The sequence below is a fragment of the Mycolicibacterium gadium genome (assembly GCF_010728925.1).
Lineage (GTDB): Bacteria > Actinomycetota > Actinomycetes > Mycobacteriales > Mycobacteriaceae > Mycobacterium > Mycobacterium gadium.
Window position 1 is genome coordinate 5,873,816 of record NZ_AP022608.1, and the last position, 17,042, is coordinate 5,890,857.

The 17,042-nt window shown below is 64.5% G+C and carries 16 protein-coding genes and 2 tRNA genes; 13 read left to right on the plus strand and 5 right to left on the minus strand.

Annotated features, from left to right (window positions below):
• The first annotated feature begins 2 nt into the window (after window positions 1–2).
• Window positions 3–797, plus strand: a complete 795-nt coding sequence (locus G6N36_RS28940) for an Fpg/Nei family DNA glycosylase (protein ID WP_163690213.1) — start codon at window positions 3–5, stop codon at window positions 795–797.
• Window positions 798–816: 19 nt separating this feature from the next.
• Here the strand turns inward: G6N36_RS28940 and G6N36_RS28945 are convergent, their stop codons facing one another.
• Both G6N36_RS28945 and G6N36_RS28950 read right to left on the minus strand, forming a co-directional pair.
• Window positions 817–1,572, minus strand: a complete 756-nt coding sequence (locus tag G6N36_RS28945) for a DUF1542 domain-containing protein (RefSeq protein ID WP_163690214.1) — start codon at window positions 1,570–1,572, stop codon at window positions 817–819.
• A 74-nt stretch (window positions 1,573–1,646) separates the two neighbouring features.
• Window positions 1,647–2,777, minus strand: a complete 1,131-nt coding sequence (locus G6N36_RS28950) for a hypothetical protein (RefSeq protein WP_163690215.1) — start codon at window positions 2,775–2,777, stop codon at window positions 1,647–1,649.
• A gap of 147 nt (window positions 2,778–2,924) precedes the next feature.
• On the opposite strand from G6N36_RS28950, the gene G6N36_RS28955 reads away from it, so the two are divergent.
• Window positions 2,925–4,166 (plus strand): PP2C family protein-serine/threonine phosphatase, encoded by a 1,242-nt coding sequence (locus G6N36_RS28955; RefSeq protein ID WP_163690216.1) that lies wholly within the window; start codon window positions 2,925–2,927, stop codon window positions 4,164–4,166.
• A 55-nt stretch (window positions 4,167–4,221) separates the two neighbouring features.
• Here G6N36_RS28955 and G6N36_RS28960 read toward each other — a convergent pair whose 3' ends face one another.
• Window positions 4,222–4,590, minus strand: coding sequence for a hypothetical protein (locus G6N36_RS28960; protein ID WP_163690217.1), 369 nt, complete (start codon window positions 4,588–4,590; stop codon window positions 4,222–4,224).
• 1,169 nt (window positions 4,591–5,759) lie between these two features.
• On the opposite strand from G6N36_RS28960, the gene G6N36_RS28965 reads away from it, so the two are divergent.
• The 3 genes from G6N36_RS28965 to G6N36_RS28975 all read left to right on the plus strand — a co-directional run bounded on the left by G6N36_RS28965 (window position 5,760) and on the right by G6N36_RS28975 (window position 8,292).
• Entirely contained in the window at window positions 5,760–6,269 is a 510-nt protein-coding gene (locus G6N36_RS28965; protein ID WP_163690218.1) for a hypothetical protein, read from the plus strand.
• A 110-nt stretch (window positions 6,270–6,379) separates the two neighbouring features.
• Window positions 6,380–6,760: a hypothetical protein gene (locus G6N36_RS28970; protein WP_163690219.1), complete on the plus strand. Its 381-nt coding sequence runs from the start codon at window positions 6,380–6,382 to the stop codon at window positions 6,758–6,760.
• An 83-nt stretch (window positions 6,761–6,843) separates the two neighbouring features.
• A complete protein-coding gene (locus G6N36_RS28975) occupies window positions 6,844–8,292 on the plus strand; it encodes a hypothetical protein (RefSeq protein ID WP_163690220.1) in 1,449 nt (482 codons plus the stop codon).
• 343 nt (window positions 8,293–8,635) lie between these two features.
• On the opposite strand, the gene G6N36_RS28980 is transcribed toward G6N36_RS28975, so the two are convergent.
• Window positions 8,636–8,709: transfer RNA gene (locus G6N36_RS28980), tRNA-Gly, on the minus strand.
• Window positions 8,710–8,828: 119 nt separating this feature from the next.
• On the opposite strand from G6N36_RS28980, the gene G6N36_RS28985 reads away from it, so the two are divergent.
• The 6 genes from G6N36_RS28985 (at window position 8,829) to clpX (ending at window position 13,725) form a co-directional block, all read left to right on the plus strand.
• Window positions 8,829–8,902 (plus strand) — tRNA-Pro (locus tag G6N36_RS28985).
• A 49-nt stretch (window positions 8,903–8,951) separates the two neighbouring features.
• Entirely contained in the window at window positions 8,952–10,352 is a 1,401-nt protein-coding gene (gene tig, locus G6N36_RS28990; RefSeq protein WP_220096934.1) for a trigger factor, read from the plus strand.
• 107 nt (window positions 10,353–10,459) lie between these two features.
• A complete protein-coding gene (locus tag G6N36_RS28995) occupies window positions 10,460–11,062 on the plus strand; it encodes an ATP-dependent Clp protease proteolytic subunit (RefSeq protein WP_179964975.1) in 603 nt (200 codons plus the stop codon).
• Window positions 11,059–11,706: an ATP-dependent Clp protease proteolytic subunit gene (locus G6N36_RS29000; protein ID WP_163690223.1), complete on the plus strand. Its 648-nt coding sequence runs from the start codon at window positions 11,059–11,061 to the stop codon at window positions 11,704–11,706. Before G6N36_RS28995 ends, G6N36_RS29000 begins: the two co-directional genes overlap by 4 nt.
• A gap of 121 nt (window positions 11,707–11,827) precedes the next feature.
• The gene (locus tag G6N36_RS29005) at window positions 11,828–12,154 is read left to right on the plus strand and encodes a hypothetical protein (protein ID WP_163683914.1); all 327 of its coding nucleotides are present in this window, start codon (window positions 11,828–11,830) and stop codon (window positions 12,152–12,154) included.
• 290 nt (window positions 12,155–12,444) lie between these two features.
• Window positions 12,445–13,725: an ATP-dependent Clp protease ATP-binding subunit ClpX gene (gene clpX / locus G6N36_RS29010; protein WP_163690224.1), complete on the plus strand. Its 1,281-nt coding sequence runs from the start codon at window positions 12,445–12,447 to the stop codon at window positions 13,723–13,725.
• Between the two features lie 205 nt (window positions 13,726–13,930).
• Here the strand turns inward: clpX and G6N36_RS29015 are convergent, their stop codons facing one another.
• Window positions 13,931–15,235, minus strand: a complete 1,305-nt coding sequence (locus G6N36_RS29015; protein WP_163690225.1) for a nucleotide disphospho-sugar-binding domain-containing protein — start codon at window positions 15,233–15,235, stop codon at window positions 13,931–13,933.
• A gap of 153 nt (window positions 15,236–15,388) precedes the next feature.
• Between G6N36_RS29015 and G6N36_RS29020 the strand changes: the two genes are divergently transcribed.
• Both G6N36_RS29020 and G6N36_RS29025 read left to right on the plus strand, forming a co-directional pair.
• A complete protein-coding gene (locus G6N36_RS29020) occupies window positions 15,389–15,892 on the plus strand; it encodes a nuclear transport factor 2 family protein (protein WP_163690226.1) in 504 nt (167 codons plus the stop codon).
• A gap of 77 nt (window positions 15,893–15,969) precedes the next feature.
• Complete coding sequence (locus G6N36_RS29025; RefSeq protein ID WP_163690227.1) at window positions 15,970–17,040, plus strand: NAD(P)H-dependent amine dehydrogenase family protein; 1,071 nt, start codon at window positions 15,970–15,972, stop codon at window positions 17,038–17,040.
• Window positions 17,041–17,042 lie beyond the last annotated feature (2 nt).

The following is a 17,042-nucleotide window of genomic DNA, read 5'->3' on the forward strand; positions in this document are numbered from 1 at the left end:
CGATGCCGGAAGGGCACACGCTGCACCGGCTTGCCCGGCTGCATCAGCGCCGCTTCGGCCGGGCACCGGTTATGGTGTCTAGCCCGCAGGGCCGATTCGCCGAAGGGGCCGCGGCGGTGAACGGACACATCCTCAAGAAGGCCAGTGCGTGGGGTAAGCACCTGTTCCACCACTACGACGGCGGCCGCGTCGTGCACGTTCACCTCGGGTTGTACGGAACGTTCAGCGAACTCCCGCTGCCCATGCCACTGCCCGTCGGTCAGGTGCGGATGCGGATGCTCGGTGCCGAGTACGGCACCGACCTGCGCGGCCCTACGGTGTGCGAGGTGATCGACGAGCCGGAGATCGCCGACATCGTCGCGCGTCTTGGCCCAGACCCGTTGCGCCGCGACGCCGACGGGACATTGGCGTGGAACCGAATCCGCAAGTCGCGCAGACCCATCGGTGCACTGCTGATGGACCAGTCGGTGATTGCAGGCGTGGGCAACGTGTACCGCAGCGAGCTGTTGTACCGACATCTCGTCGATCCGTACCGGCCGGGCACGCACATCGACGACAGCGAATTCTTCGCGATGTGGACAGATCTCGTCGCGTTGATGAAAGTGGGTGTGCGGCGAGGCAAGATCATCGCGATCCGCCCCGAGGACGACCATGGACTGCCGTCATACGGCCCCGGCCGGCCGCGCACCTACGTGTACCGGCGCGCGGGAGAGCCATGTCGGGTGTGCGGCACCGAGATTCGCACTGCGGAGTTGGAGGGGCGCAACCTGTTCTGGTGTCCGACCTGCCAGAGATAGGGATCGAATCTGCTGGAGGCTAGAAGCCGCCGAAGTCGCCGCCGCCCCAGTCGCCGCCCCAGCCGCCATCGCCGCCGCCGTCGCCTCCATAGTCCCCGCCCGGATCCCCGCCTTGATCGAATCCTTGGTCGTAGCCCTCCGCGAATCCCTGCTCATATCCGCTGCCGGCCATGCCCGAGAACAGTGCGCTGAACAGGAACATCGATCCCACACCCCAGGCGCCGGCGACCAACGCGGGCTTCCACCACGGCTCGGAGTACCAGCCGGCGGGCACGGGGCGGCCGGCTACGCGGCCGCCGGGGTAGTAGTTCGGTGTGCGCTCGGACGGAGCCGGTGACGCCTCGATCTCGCGACCTTCGAAGTTGACCCTCCGGTCCTCGGTGACGGTGCCGGCCGAACGTTGGCCGGCAAGCGTCTCGAGCTCGGGGCCCGGGTCGATGCCCATCGCGGTGCGGGCAGCGCGCACGTAGTAGAGGCCTTCGAGCGCACTCTCCTTGGCAAGCAGCGCCTGCTTGGCGGTGTTTGCCTGCTCGATCTGCGAACCCGCGGCCGTATACCGCTCCGAAGCGTCGGCAAGCGCCTGCTTGGAGGCGTCGTCGGTGCCGGTCAAGTTGATGACCTGGCCGCCGAGACGTTCGATCACGCGACGCGCGTCGGCTTTCGCGTCCTCCAGTGAAGCGGCGTTGCGCCGGTCGGAGGCCCTCATCGCTCCGTACACCACCGCCCCGAGAGCGACGACGACCACGACAACGAGGACAAGCAGCACGCCGTTCATGGCCTCCAGCGTACCGACAGGAAACAGTCAAGATCGGTCGCGAACATGCAGCGAGTTACGCCCAGAGCGGAGACCTACAGCGCGAGAGTCCTGCGCAGGTGCCAGGCGACATCACCGTCGGCGTCCTTGTCAGGATGGCTGAAGTACTCGGTGTGCGCGGAACCGGGTTCGAGCCGCTCGGGCTGATTGCCGCTCACCGCGATATCGCGGATGCCGGCGCCGAACAACGGACCCAACGCGCCGCCGAACCAGTCGCCGCGGCGACTGCCCCGAGACACGGGAAACCACATGTTCGTCCACCGCGTGCCGGCGAACGGAGACTCGGGTTGGCAACCGACGACTACGCCGCGCCGGATCAGTTCCTCGAACAGCTCACGCCGCGTGGTGACGTCCGACGTCTTCATGCCGCTGAGCAACGGCGGCCGAGTAAGCAACAGATCCGCAAGGGTCAGTGGTGCACCGATGGTGACGAAATCGGTTATGCACGAGCGCTTTCCCTGCTTGTGAAGCTGAGCCCAGAACAGCGTCAGCGCGTCATAGGCGATGAAGGTGCCGATGCCGTGGGCAACCACGACGATGCGCGTGTACCCCTCCCCGTGCAAATCGCGGAGAAGGTCGACCAGGCCGCCGCGAACGGCTCGTCGCGCCACATACGACGACGGCGACGGGTCAAGGTAGCGGGCGGAGTCGACCAGGGGCGCGGTCTTCTTGTTCACCAACGCTCGCGCCAGCATGCGGTAAAGGCCGAACCAGAAGATCAACACGACCGCGCTGATGGTCAACCCGATGATCCACGCCGGAACATCCGAATTCAGCGCGTAGCCGGACACGAACAGTATGGGGATCAGCAACAGGGCTGCCAGAACCACGATCCAGACGCGACGCCAAATGCCGAGGAGGGCGTCGGGCACGTTGCCGGGCCGTCGCAGAAAGAGCCGCAGCGCCGTCGACGCAACGCCGGCGTACTTGCCCGCCGTCATCAGGAATGGCCAGTGGTATTCGAAGAAGTCGACCGGACCAGGGGCAACGTAGCGGCGCGCTTCGTAGGTGTCGGTGACCTCGGCCGGACGCGGATGGTAGTCCCATTTCCCGTCGACTGGATGCACGGCCGTTCTCACGAAAGTGTCGAACGTCTCCATCGGGCGGATCTCGCCCATTCCATGCACGACGACGACCGCTGTGCGTCCCGGGTCCTCCGCTGCCATGTCACCTTCTAAGACTGTTGTGTCGCGAGGAGAGTCCGCGATCCCGATGAATTCTCGACCACCACCCTGCTCTGCCAAATATCGTTTCGCCTAACGCGGGGATCGAGCGATGGGGGACGCGTGGTTCAAGAGTTCGAGTGTGAGGCCATGTCAGCCGAAGTCGTCCGTGACGGCTTCGTGCTCGCTCCCGAGGTCGAAGATGCCCGGATGCGCTCTGTCGAGCAGCTGCACTTGCTGGGCTCAGAACCCGAAGAGCGATTTTCCCGCATCACCCGGATGGCGCGACAGGTGTTCGGTGTGCCGATGGCCGCGGTGTCGCTAGTCGATCGCGAGTGCCAGTGGTTCAAACAGAACGACGGTCTTGACCTGGCAGGCACGGTACCCCGGGAGCAGACCATCTGTCGGGCGACCATCGCACGCGTGTACATGAACGTCGATGAACCGGCCCTGATCATCGAGGATGCGCGCCAGGAGCCGGATTTCTGCGAGTTGCCCGCGATCAAGGCCGAAGGCGGTGTCCGGTTCTACGCCGGCTACCCACTGTTCGGCCCCGGCGGTCACCCTGTCGGCACGTTCTGCATCTACGACACCGAACCGCGCTCGCTCGACAGCGAGCAGGTGGAGACGTTTCGCGAGTTGGCAGGTTGGGTTCAGCGGGAACTGGAACGGTTCGACGAGATGGATCGTGCAACACAGGTGCAAAGTCATCTGCTGCCGCGACCCCTCGGCGATCTGCCGGGCTACACGATGTGCGCCTTGTGTTTACCCGCCTTCGCGGTCGGCGGCGACTTCTACGACCATTACAGCTCGCAGCGCGGTGTGATCTTCACCGTCGCCGACGTGATGGGCAAGGGACTCGGCGCGGCGATCCTGACCGCCAGCGTGCGGTCAGCCCTTCGCGCGGCGTCGCGGGCGGTCGACGAATTGGATCACGGTGCCGACCTCGCCGACGCCGTGAACTCCGTTTCGGCGCAACTGTCCGACGATCTCACCAGCACCGAAACCTTCGTCACGCTGTTTCACGCGCGACTGGATACCGCCACGGGGGCAGTGCGCTACGTCGACGCCGGACATGGTCTCGCCGTAATAGTGCGTAAAACCGGTGTCGTCGAGCGGTTGTCGAGCGAGGGTCTGCCGCTCGGGGTGCTGGACGACGAGAAGTGGATATCGCACGACGTGATGTTGGAAGACGGAGAAACGCTTGTCATCGCGTCCGACGGCGTGCTGGATCTGATCGGTGACGGCGCCGACGTCCGTCCGGCGTTGAAACTCGTCGCCCAATACCCCGATCCCGTCGAACTGTGCTCTCGAGCCCGTGCGCTCGCCGAGGCGGGCGCCGCACTCGACGACGTCACCCTGGTCGCAATCCAGAAGACGCCCGCCGATTAAAGGACATGAGCGTCGTCACGACGTTTGGTAGCCCCGCTTATCGGAGCCGACCGTCCTAGGTGCTGTCTGCTCCCGCAACGTCCTGCCCGATCTGCTCGGCTTCGGCCGCCATCCGTTCCGCCTCGCTCGCTTGCGGATTGGTGGCCTCCGTATTTCCGCCCGGCGCGTCGCACTCTGCACCGGTGACCCCCGGGGGACACACTCCGGCGCTGGCGCCGGTAGCGGCCGTTGTGCGGGTATTCGGCGTCATGAACGGAACACACGTCGTGGTAAAAGAATCCGGCTCCTCGCCGCCGTTGCACTGCGCAAGGTAGGCGGGGAGATCGGTGGCTGAGGCGCCGATGACGCCGATCGGAGCGACGATCGCCAACGCAAAGCCCCCGGCGGTCATCAGTCGGTGAGCAAGTACCCGCAGAGCCCGCATATTTCGTCACCTTCCCCCGCGCGTCACTGATGAATGACGACTGTAGGCCGCGCGACATGGCCGCCACATGCTTTACCGATTCCACCGTTTGGTTTGTCGTTTCGGTGCGTTCTGAATCCCGGTCGCGGCAGAAGCCCATGATGCCCGACATGCGCGCACATCCGAGTGACCCGCCGCCCGCCGGGTGCTCGGCCGCGTTGCCATAGGCGGTGTCGGAGCGCGCGTGGTGCAGCCGATTATCACGGTCAAATTGGGCCAACTCCATAATCGTTGATTTCAACGTCCGTTACACGCGCGATAAACGTCGAGAAATTATTCGAATAATGGCGATCGACCCATTTCATATCTGTTTCGAATTGTTGCGACAGGAAGGACCTCGCCAACATGTTTTAATTTACGCGTAAATAAGTCAGCAAATCGTTTCTTCATTCGCTTGAGGAGGTCAATAGCATTTTTGGCGCTCGTCTGACTGCGATGGCAACCCCGGCGAGGGGGCGGTCGCGTTCGCTTCCCGGACAGGAGGGGTTGTCAACACCGCCCAAACCTAGGCTTCCAAGCTGCTGAGCAACCATTCTTATTTTGGGATCCTTCGTCATCTGGCATTGCTCGGCGGCCGCTGCCGAACACTGCGGATTCGTGCTCGGAAGGCTCCGCAGCCGACGAGCGCTCGGCCATTATTCGGATTCTGCGACTTCGCGCCACTCGACTGAGGGCGGTGGTCATGAGAGCACGGATGAACAGGCAATCCCTCCCGTCGCAGCCCACACCAGCAAGCCGGCGTCAGCAGTCCAACACTGGACTATGTGACAACGAGATCCGTCGCCCGACCGGCGGTGGCAGCCCGATCACCGCGTCGGACAGGTGACCTTCAGGTTCGCTCAGAATTCCGGTCTGTGATGCTTGACACACCCTCCAGCAAAGGAATATGTTCTCCCCAGTTCTCCGAACTGAGTGGGGTCGGTGGGGAAAGGGGGAGTGGCTTAGGACAGGACCAAACGCGTGCGGTTCGGTAGGCGCCCGGTTAGGCGCCTTTCGAGATACAACCGGATGCTGCGGTGAAAACACCGGAATCACCCTGTTGTGCGCCATTCATTCATAGCTGCCGTTCGGCGGAATTTCTCCGTGGACGGCTAGTTTCAATCTGCTCAAAAACAGCAAAGGAGCGCAATATGAGCAAGCACAGGACGCCAAGTCGGAGGTCTCCGCTGACTCGCACATTCGGTGCGGGAATCGTGACAAGCGGCCTCGCCTTAGGGGCGATCGGCCTTCTCGCTCCGGCCACGGCAAGTGCCGATGTTTCGGTCGGCGGGCAGAGCGACAGCCCGGGTGCTGCCGGTGGCACCATGGGCGGATCAACCGCGTCGAACAACACGTTCACCAGCGGTGTCGGAAGCATCACTACCGTCAACCAGACGAACGGCAACTACACCGGCGGCGACGGAAACACCTCCGTCCACATCCCGGTCACGGTCGGCGGCCCCAACATCCCGAGCTTCCGGTGGGGCGGCCAACGCAACAGCCCGGGTGCGGCGGGCGGCACCATGGGCGGGTCCTCAGGGTCCGGCAACACGGTCAACTTCCGAGGGTCCTTCACGCAAGTCATTCAAAGCAATCGCAACTTCCAGGGTGGCACCGGCAACACGTCGGTCCACATTCCGATCAAACTCGGCCTTCCGTGATCGAGGGTTGAGGCCGAGATCGCTCGGGCTCAACCAACAGGACACGCTGAACCGTCGTTTCACGACGGCGGTTCAGCGTTGTCCTCGCTCGGAGTGAAAGGAAAACAACCATGAGCAAGCCGGAGAAAGCGCGCATGCGAACGACGCTCGGTTGGTCGGCGTGCTTCGGCTTCGCCGTATTGGGGGGCGCTGCCGCCTGGGCCGGGTTCGCCGACGGGCAGCAGGATTGGCAGCCGACCGATCTTCGTGCCGACGGGGTGCAGATCGGCGGCCAGAACAACAGCCCGGGTGCCGCCGGGGGCAACATCGGTACTCCGACCAATGACGGCAACTACCGCGGAGGCGACAACAACACCGTCGTGACCGTGGGCGAAGAGCTACCAATCTGGTTGTCGCCGCTCTTCGATACACAGCGAAACAGCCCGGGGGCCGCCACTGGCGAGAACACCCAAGGCGGAAGCGGCAACGTCGTCATCAACCTCGGCGGCTAGCTACCGCCGCGCCACAAACCCAACACTCGTCGACCCGCTTCAGCGACCCGCTTTAGTGGCTATCTCGTCAGGAGAACATCAGAATGGCCGATCACCGGATGCCGTGCCACCGGAAGCCGCTGAATCACACCTTCGGCGTCGGTATCATCGCCGGCAGCCTAACGCTAAGCGGCGCAGGCCTTTTGCTCCCGGCAACCGCGAACGCCGATGTTCAGGTAGGTGGCGAGGCCGACAGTCCCGGCGCCGCAGGCGGCAATCACACCGCGGTCAACATCTCGAACAACACCTACGTCATCGGCCGCAGCAACACCACGAATGTCAATCAGACCAACCAGAATTCGGTGGGCGGCAACGGAAACACCGCCAGCGGGCGGGTGATCCGCATACCGGACGTCCAGGTCGGCGGGCAGAAGGACAGCCCAGGCGCCTCAGGCGGCAGAAAGACGATGCTCCGGGTGTCGAACAACACGATCGTCGTGGCCCGCAACAACAACACGACGGTCAATCAAGCCAACGAGAACGACACGGGCGGCAGCGGTAACAGCTCGACCAGTGGAGGCAGCAGCAGCGGCGGAGCGATGCAGGTCGGTGGGCAGAGCACCAGCCCCGGTGCCGCGGGCGGCAACACCACCGGACTCGACATTTCCAACAACACATACGTGGTTGGGCGGGACAACACGACCAATGTCAATCAGTTCAACCAGAACTCGATCGGCGGAAGCGGCAACACCGTCAACCCGGGCGGGGGCGGCGGCGGCGACTCTGCTCAGTTGGGCGGCCAGAGCAACAGCCCGGGGGCCGCAGGTGGCAACAAGACCGGACTCAGCTTCTCCAACAACACGTTCGTCGCCGGCCGCGGAAACACCACGACGGTCAATCAGTTCAACCAGAACTCCGTCGGCGGCAGCGGCAACACCGTCGCGCCGGGCGGAGACTCCGGCAGCACGGCGCAGTGGGGCGGGCAGAACAACAGCCCAGGCGCCGCGGGCGGCAACAGGATCGGCGCCAATCTCTCCAACAACACCTTCGTCGTCGGCAGTGGCAACGCCACCCAGGTCACCCAGGTCAACCAGAACTCCATTGCCGGCAGCGGCAACACTGTCGGTCCTGCAGGCGCCCCGAACAACCCACTGTTGGCGCCCATCCAGATCGCGGGTCAGAACAACAGCCCCGGTGCCGCAGGCGGCGACAAAATCGGCCTGAATTTCGCCAACAACACCTACGTCGTCGGCCAGAACAACGCGACCCAGGTCACGCAGACCAACCAGAACTACATCGGTGGCGACACCAACGCCGTGAACATTCTGCCCGGCGTCGTCACCGGCAACGCTCCATGGATGATCCCAGTTCGCTGGGGCGGACAGCAGAACAGCCCCGGCGCGGCAGGCGGAAACATCGGCGGGGGCATCGCCAACAACACGTTCGAGTTCGGCCGCGGGAACATCACCCAGGTCACCCAGAACAACCAGAACATCGAGGGCGGCAGCAACAACTACGCCGGACCGCCGATACCAATTCCTCTGCAGCCGTAGGGAGTTGGCGCGTCGCTAGGCGTCTGGCCAGTTCGAACTCCACCGGTAGACCGTCGCTCCGTCGGGCAAATAGAGATCCGGCGGATTTCAACGGCGGAGCAAGGGTCGACCATGGCGCTTGACCGTGATCCGCCACCGAGCATGATCGAGCGGCGGCTGGGCTAAAACGAGCAGTACTTGGTGGTGGGACTCATCGTGGCGTCAGGAGGCGCGATCGGCGCCCAGTTCGCTTCTGCCGTCGTGTTCGTGGTCGGAACCATGGGATTCATCGAGATAGCGGCGCAGCGGCCAGGGCGCGAAAAGCGCGCGCGACCAGCGGCAACGCCACTACCACCAGTTTTGTTGGAGCGGGCGACGGGAATCGAACCCGCGTAGCTAGTTTGGAAGACTAGGGCTCTACCATTGAGCTACGCCCGCGTGTGTTGCACCAGGAGACTGTACCGGCGCCCGCGGAATCATCCAATTAAAGGCAGGGCGCGTCCAGGCCGTAGTATCTCGCGTGGTCGTTCTGTGTTTCGAGGGCGACTGCATCGGCGCGGGGTGTAGCGCAGCTTGGTAGCGCATCCGCTTTGGGAGCGGAAGGCCGCAGGTTCAAATCCTGTCACCCCGACTGCACCCTAGATAGACAAGACCACCCAGGACCAATGAGGAGCATGAGCGTGAAGAGCACCGTCGAGAAGTTGAGCCCGACCAGGGTTCGCATCAACGTGGAGGTGCCCTTCACCGAGCTCGAACCCGAGTTCGATCGCGCCTTCAAGCAGCTGGCCAGCCAGGTTCGGCTGCCCGGCTTCCGGCCCGGCAAGGCGCCGCGCAAGCTGCTCGAGGCCCGTTTCGGCCGCGAGGCCATGCTGGATCAGGTCGTCAACGATGCACTTCCCGGCCGCTACAGCGAGGCGGTGACGTCTTCGGATCTGCGCCCGATCGGCCAGCCGGACATCGAGGTCACCAAGAAGGAGTACGGCGAGGACCTCGAGTTCACCGCCGAGGTCGACGTCCGCCCCGAGATCGACCTCCCGGACCTTGACGCGCTGGAGCTCACGGTCGACGCCATCGAGATCAGCGACGACGAGGTGGACGCCGAGCTGCAAAACCTCCGTGCCCGCTTCGGCACGCTGACCGGTGTCGACCGTGCCGCCGAGGACGGCGACTTCGTCTCCATCGACCTGTCCGCGACCGTCGACGGCGAGGACCTGCCCGAGGCCAAGACCGAGGGACTCTCACACGAGATCGGTTCCGGCCAGCTGATCGAGGGCCTCGACGAAGCCATCATCGGCCTCAAGGAGGGGGAGACCCGCGTCTTCACCACCAAGCTGGCCGCCGGCGCGCACGCCGACGAGGACGCTCAGGTCACCGTCACCGTGAAGTCGGTCAAAGAGCGCGAGCTGCCCGAGCCCGATGACGAATTCGCCCAGCTGGCAAGCGAATTCGACACCATCGACGAGCTCAAGAACAGCCTCACCGAGCAGCTGCGCACCCGCAAGCGCGTCCAGCAGGCCGAACTGATCCGGGACAAGGTGCTCGAGGCTCTGCTTGACCAGGTCGAGGTACCGCTGCCTGAGAACGTCGTGCAGGCGCAGGTGGACGAAGCCCTGCACAACGCCATCCACGGGCTGGACCATGACGAGGCGCGGTTCGCGGAGGCACTCGAAGCTCAGGGCGGCAGCCGGGAGAAGTTCGACGAGGAGAACCGCACCAACGCGGAGAAGGCCGTCAGCACCCAGCTGCTGGTGGACGCGATCGCCGACAAGCTCGACATCCAGGTCGGTCAGGACGACATCACCCAGCGTCTGATGCTGATGTCGCAGCAGTACGGCATGGAGCCGCAGCAGCTGCTGGCCGCCCTGCAGGAGAACAACCAGTTGGCGGCGCTGTTCGCCGACGTCCGTCGCGGTCTGGCCGTGGCGCAGGTCGTCGAGGGCGCCACGATCACCGATTCGAACGGTGAGGTCGTGGACACCTCGGAGTTCTTCTCCCGTGGCGGCGATTCGGAGGCGCTTGAAGCCCCCGAGACCTCGGCCGAAACGGCGGAGGCCGACGAGGAAACCGCCGACGCCAAGTGACGCTGTGAGCGAAAGCGGCCTGTCTGGGGAGTGCGCGCTCGCACAGGTTGGTTAGTGTCGGTGAGTGTTAGGACTTGAAAGAAAGCAGGTATCCAGTCGTGACTGACATGCGTGGTGCATCGCCCGGTCTGAACCTCGTCGACTCTGTCTACGAACGGTTGCTCTCCGAGCGCATCATCTTCCTGGGATCACAGGTCGACGACGACATCGCCAATAGGCTGTGCGCGCAGATTCTGCTGCTGTCGGCCGAGGATCCAACCAAGGACATCCACCTCTACATCAACTCGCCGGGCGGATCGATCAGCGCGGGCATGGCGATCTACGACACCATGGTCCTCGCGCCGTGCGACGTCGCCACCTACGCGATGGGCATGGCCGCGTCGATGGGTGAGTTCCTGCTCGCCGCGGGCACCAAGGGCAAGCGATACGCGCTCCCGCACGCCCGCATCCTGATGCACCAGCCACTCGGTGGCATCACCGGCGGCGCCGCGGACATCGCGATCCAGGCCGAGCAGTTCACGGTCATCAAGAAGGAGATGTTCCGGCTGAACGCGGAGTTCACCGGGCAGACGCTTGAGCGGATCGAAGCCGACTCCGACCGCGACCGCTGGTTCACCGCGCAGGAAGCCCTCGAATACGGCTTCGTTGACCACATCATCACCAGCGCCAGCATCAACGGCTCTGGCCCGAGCGCAGGACTGGACAAATGACCGACCACACTGACTCACGCCTCCAGCCGCAGGCCCGCTACATCCTGCCGTCGTTCATCGAGCATTCGAGCTTCGGTGTCAAAGAGTCCAACCCGTACAACAAGCTGTTCGAGGAGCGCATCATCTTCCTCGGCGTGCAAGTCGACGACGCGTCGGCGAACGACATCATGGCCCAGCTGCTGGTGCTCGAGTCGCTTGATCCCGACCGCGACATCACCATGTACATCAACTCGCCGGGTGGCTCTTTCACGTCGCTGATGGCGATCTACGACACCATGCAGTACGTTCGCGCGGACATCCAGACCGTCTGCCTCGGCCAGGCCGCGTCGGCCGCCGCCGTGCTGCTCGCCGCGGGCAGCCCCGGTAAGCGCCTCGCGCTGCCCAACGCCCGCATCCTGATCCACCAGCCCGCTTTGTCCGGCGTCATCCAGGGCCAGTTCTCCGACCTGGAGATCCAGGCCAAGGAGATCGAGCGGATGCGCACGCTGATGGAGACCACGCTGGCCCACCACACCGGCAAGGACGCTGCGCAGATCCGTAAGGACACCGACCGCGACAAGATCCTGACAGCCGAGGAGGCCAAGGAGTACGGCGTGATCGATACCGTCCTGGAGTACCGCAAGCTGTCCGCTCAGACCGTCTGAGCCCGCTGCCAGGGCTTGCGCCGGCGTCAGTAATGCCGCCGAATCGGGGTCCGGGACCCGCCGTGCATGGCAAGCTGTCGACACCGTGCAGACTGGATACGGCGACAGGGGAAGGGCCACGATGGTGGGGGTACGACTTCGCGGGGCGGTGCTCGCGGTAATCGCTTCGGCGGCCGCCGCGGTATTGGTGCAGTTCGGATCGTCCGCGATCGGCGGTGCGCAGCCACCGCCGCCGCCGCCACCGCCACCGTGCCCCTACGGGATGTACTGGGACGTGTACACCCTCGTTTGCGTGCCGGTCGACGCGACCGTGTACGTGAACCCGCCGAACCCGGTGGTGGGGCCGGTCGGGCCCGTTGGTGTCGGCGGAGTCGTCGGTCCGGTGGGTCCAGGTCCGGTGGGTCCTGGCCCGGTGGGTCCGGGGCCGGTCGGCCCGGGTCGCCGGTAAGGGGTGCGGCACCGGGAACGCGCGGTTGCCGGCAACGGGTACTTTGGTTGCGGACGGCTCCCGAACGGGTAACGGCGGCGACACGCCAGGGGCGCGGCAGCGCGTTCGAGAGGGTTGCGGGGTGGTTAGGCGATATGTTCTGCCCACACAAGTGAATACCAACTACGCGATTCGGCTTTATCGGTCGCCTCGTGCCGGAACAAGCGGGTAGCGTCGGGATCAACACCCAGTGGGATCTCGAGCGAATCGAACCAGATCTTATTGCGAACAGGAAAGTAGGACTTCACCACATGGCGCGCATCGGAGACGGCGGTGACCTGCTGAAGTGCTCGTTCTGCGGGAAGAGTCAGAAGCAGGTCAAAAAACTCATTGCCGGCCCCGGCGTATATATCTGCGATGAATGCATAGACCTGTGTAACGAGATCATCGAAGAGGAACTGGCCGACGCCGACGACGTCAAACTCGACGAACTGCCAAAGCCTGCGGAGATTCGCGAGTTCCTCGAGGGATATGTCATCGGACAGGACACCGCCAAGCGCACCCTGGCCGTCGCCGTCTACAACCACTACAAGCGCATCCAGGCCGGCGAGAAGATGCGCGATTCGCGCGCCGAGCCCGTCGAGCTGGCCAAGTCCAACATCCTGATGCTCGGCCCCACCGGCTGCGGCAAGACCTACCTCGCGCAGACACTGGCGAAGATGCTGAACGTCCCGTTCGCCATCGCCGATGCCACCGCGCTGACGGAGGCGGGCTATGTCGGCGAGGACGTCGAGAACATTTTGCTCAAGCTGATCCAGGCCGCCGACTATGACGTCAAGCGCGCCGAGACCGGCATCATCTACATCGACGAGGTCGACAAGATCGCCCGCAAGAGCGAGAACCCGTCGATCACCCGCGACGTCTCCGGTGAGGGTGTGCAGCAGGCGCTGCTGAAGATTCTCGAGGGCACGCAGGCTTCGGTACCCCCGCAGGGTGGCCGCAAGCACCCGCACCAGGAGTTCATCCAGATCGACACCACCAACGTCCTGTTCATCGTGGCGGGCGCGTTCGCGGGTCTGGAGAAGATCGTCTCCGACCGCGTCGGCAAGCGCGGTCTGGGCTTCGGTGCCGAGGTGCATTCCAAGGCCGAGATCGATACCCAGGACCACTTCGCCGAGGTCATGCCCGAGGACCTGATCAAGTTCGGCTTGATCCCCGAGTTCATCGGTCGTCTCCCGGTAGTCGCGTCGGTGACGAACCTCGACAAGGAGTCGCTCGTCACGATTCTGTCGGAGCCGAAGAACGCGTTGGTGAAGCAGTACACACGGCTGTTCGAGATGGACGGCGTCGAGCTCGAGTTCGACGAAGCGGCGCTCGAGGCCATCGCCGACCAGGCCATCCACCGCGGCACCGGTGCCCGCGGCCTGCGCGCCATCATGGAAGAAGTCCTGCTGCCGGTGATGTACGACATCCCCAGCCGCGACGACGTCGCCAAGGTGGTCGTGACCAGGGAGACCGTCGAAGACAACGTGCTTCCGACGATCGTTCCCCGCAAGCCGCCTCGCAACGAGCGTCGCGAGAAGAGCGCTTAGCCTTCAGCGCCGCGGCGTGTGGGCCAGCGAGCTCACCAGCCCCCACACGAGGAACGTCGCTACCGCGATGTACTGCAGCTGCTCGACCATGGCTTCACCGTCGTCCAAATGCTCGCCAGCGGCACGCGTAGCCGCCTACGCCAGCTGATCCTGGGTTCCTTTTGCGCAGGGATGGGTGGGCGGCCGAACGGGTCCGCGCACGGGCTCATCGCTGCACCGCCTGACGCTCCGTGATGACCTCGTCGATCAGAGCGGCGATCTCGGCCACCCCGTCGCGTCTCGCGAAGGCCGCCTCCAGCTTCCGCGCAGCACGCAGATAGCTGCCGTCGCCCAGCACCGTGCGGACCGCCGCCCGGATCGCCCTCGGGCTCGGCGTCCCGGTCTTGAGGTTGACGCCGGCACCGCTCCACGCGACGCGCGCCGCGACTTCGGGCTTGTCCTCTGTGTTGCCGGCGACCGCCAGCGGAACACCCATCGACAACGCCCGCTGAACCGCGCCGTAGCCGCCGTTGGTGACCATGACGTCGACCTTGGGCAGCAGGACGTCGTGCGGGATGTATTCGGCGACATACGTATTCAACGGAAGCGGGACCTTCAGCTGAGACAGTTCGCGTCCGCCGGTGGTGGCCACCACGATGACGTCCTCGCCGCCGAGCGCATCGATGGTGGGTTCGAGCAGCCGACCGAGGTCGGCGTTGTCGATGGTGCCCTGAGTGACATGCACGACGGGCCGGTCGCCGTCGAGTTCCGACCACCACGGTGGACGGCGAAACCCCCGCGACGGACCGGGATGCACAGCACCGACGTACCGCACATTCGACGGTAGATCGCTTCGGGGATAGTCGAAGTCGGGCACCGTGGGTGCGATGTAGCGATCCGCCAGGACACCGGAGTCGAGAACGAACGTCGGCAGCTGGCGGCTGTTCAAGCGATCGAGTTGCAGATTGGCGGCGTTCTGGCACTCGCGCAACAGCACCTTGTGCGACAGCACCGTCAGTGCCCGATTGCGCAGCCGTCCCAACATGGTCGAGGACGGTGTCATGCCTAGACCGCCGGGGGCGGTGTCGCGGCTACTCAGCATCAGCGGCGTCGTGCTGTAGCTCAGCACCGGCGGGCGGGCCGAGGCGTCACCGAGCAGGAACGGCAGGATCCCGAAGAATGCCGAGTCGGCGAGGATCGCGTCGAATCGCGTCCGCGCCATCGCGTCCGACAGTGCGCGTGTGAGCAATGGCATCGGCTGCACGAAGATCCGCTGGATGTCGAAATTGATCCTCTTGATGCCGGAGGTGTCGGCCCGTCCGGGAAGGTCGAGGTCGAGGCGGGTCGTGTCGAAATCGGCTTCGGCGGGAATCGCGGCGGGGGTGGCGCCGACGGCGCGAATCTTGTCGGCATGTGCGGCGGCCGTCAGGACGGTGACGCGGTCGCCGCGGTCGACCAGACCCCGTGCGACGTTCAGCAGTGGTCCGATGTGGCCGGTGGGGGAAAGCGAGGGGATGAGGATTTCTGGCATGCATCGATGCTCGCGATCCGCGCGGGCGCAAGCTTGGAGGTTATCTGGAGAACAGGTGGAGATCGCAGGTAGAAGCGTTAAGGTCGGGCTCTCGGTTGTCGGAGTTGGCTCGTTCTTCGAGTCGGGCACTTCACACCCACAGTTAGGGAGTCCATGGCAGAGCTGAACGAGCGCGAGCGCGAGGCGCTGGAGTCATACCGGCGTTATGTCGCACAGCGTGAACGTTGTGTCGCTGGCACGGCGCCTTGGTCAACTATCGGCGAGTGGTTCACCGAGGATGCGGTCTTCATCGACCCGGCCTTTGGCCGGGTTCAGGGTCGCGACGAAATCGCGGCGTTCTTCGACCGCTCGATGGTCGGCTTCGAGGGATGGAGTTTCCCAGAGGAATGGACCATGGTCGACGGTGATCGCCTCGTCACGTACTGGTGGAATCGCTTGGCCGGGACACGCGCAGACGGCACGCCGTATCAAACGCCGGCGTTCTCGGTGCTGCACTACGCGGGCGACGGGCTTTTCGACTACGAACTCGATCTGATCAACATCGCCGAAGTGGGCGAGCTGCTTGTCGAGTCCGGCTGGCTGCCGAGTCCGGGTATGTGCGTTCCAGAGCCACACCCCGACCGAAATATCACCCCGCCGCGTCTCGACACCCCGTGACGCGGTGAACTCACGCCGCTGTGTGATAGCGACTTCTATCTTGACAGTCACTGTCAAAAACGACTTGAATGGTCATCATGGCGATCCGAGTGGTGCAGTGGGCGACTGGTGGCGTGGGGCGAGCGGCGATCGAGGGGGTGCTCGCGCATCCCGACCTCGAGTTGGTGGGCGCCTGGGTGCACTCAGAGGGCAAGCACGGCAAGGACATCGGCGAACTCGTCGGCCGCGACCCGATCGGTGTCACGGCGACCACCAGCATGGAAGACGTCCTCGCTCTCGACGCCGACTGCGTGGTCTACAGTCCGCTGCTGCCGAACGAGGACGAGGTCGTAGCGCTGCTGCGCTCCGGCAAGAATGTGGTCACCCCCGTCGGTTGGGTCTACCCCGATCTGGATAACTGCACGGCCATCCTCGATGCGTGCGCCGAAGGTGGAAGTACGCTGCACGGCACGGGTATTCACCCGGGAGGCATCACCGAACGGTTCCCGCTGATGATCTCGGCGCTGAGTGCGGGGGTCACGCATGTGCGCTCGGAGGAGTTCAGTGACATCCGCACCTACAACGCGCCCGACGTGGTGCGCTACATCATGGGTTTCGGCGTCTCGCCCGCAGAAGCGATGGCAGGTCCGATCGTCGAATTGCTGGGTGCCGGATTCAAGGCGTCGGTTCGAATGATCGTGGCGGAGATGGGTTTCGACGTCGATCCCGAACTCGAGTCCGTGCAGGAGGTTGCCGTGGCGACTGCGCCGCTCGATACCCCCGTCGGTGTCATCGAGCCGGGTCAGGTCGCCGCCAGGAAGTTTCACTGGCGCGCCGTCGTGGATGGGACACCGGTCGTCACGGCAACAGTCAACTGGTTCATGGGGGAGGAGAACTTCGATCCGGCGTGGAGTTTCGGACCCGAGGGGGAACGGTTCGAGGTCGAGATCACCGGCGATCCTGACGTCCTGCTCACCTTCAAGGGTCTGCAGCCCGACACCATCGAGCAGGGCCTGGTGCGCAACCCCGGTATCGTCGCCACCGCCAACCACTGTGTCAGCGCGATCCCGTACGTCGTGGATGCCGATCCCGGCATCAAAACGTATCTCGATCTGCCCTTGCTGGCCGGCCGCGCAGCCCCGCAGTTCGGGCGTGATCGCAGCAGGTGATC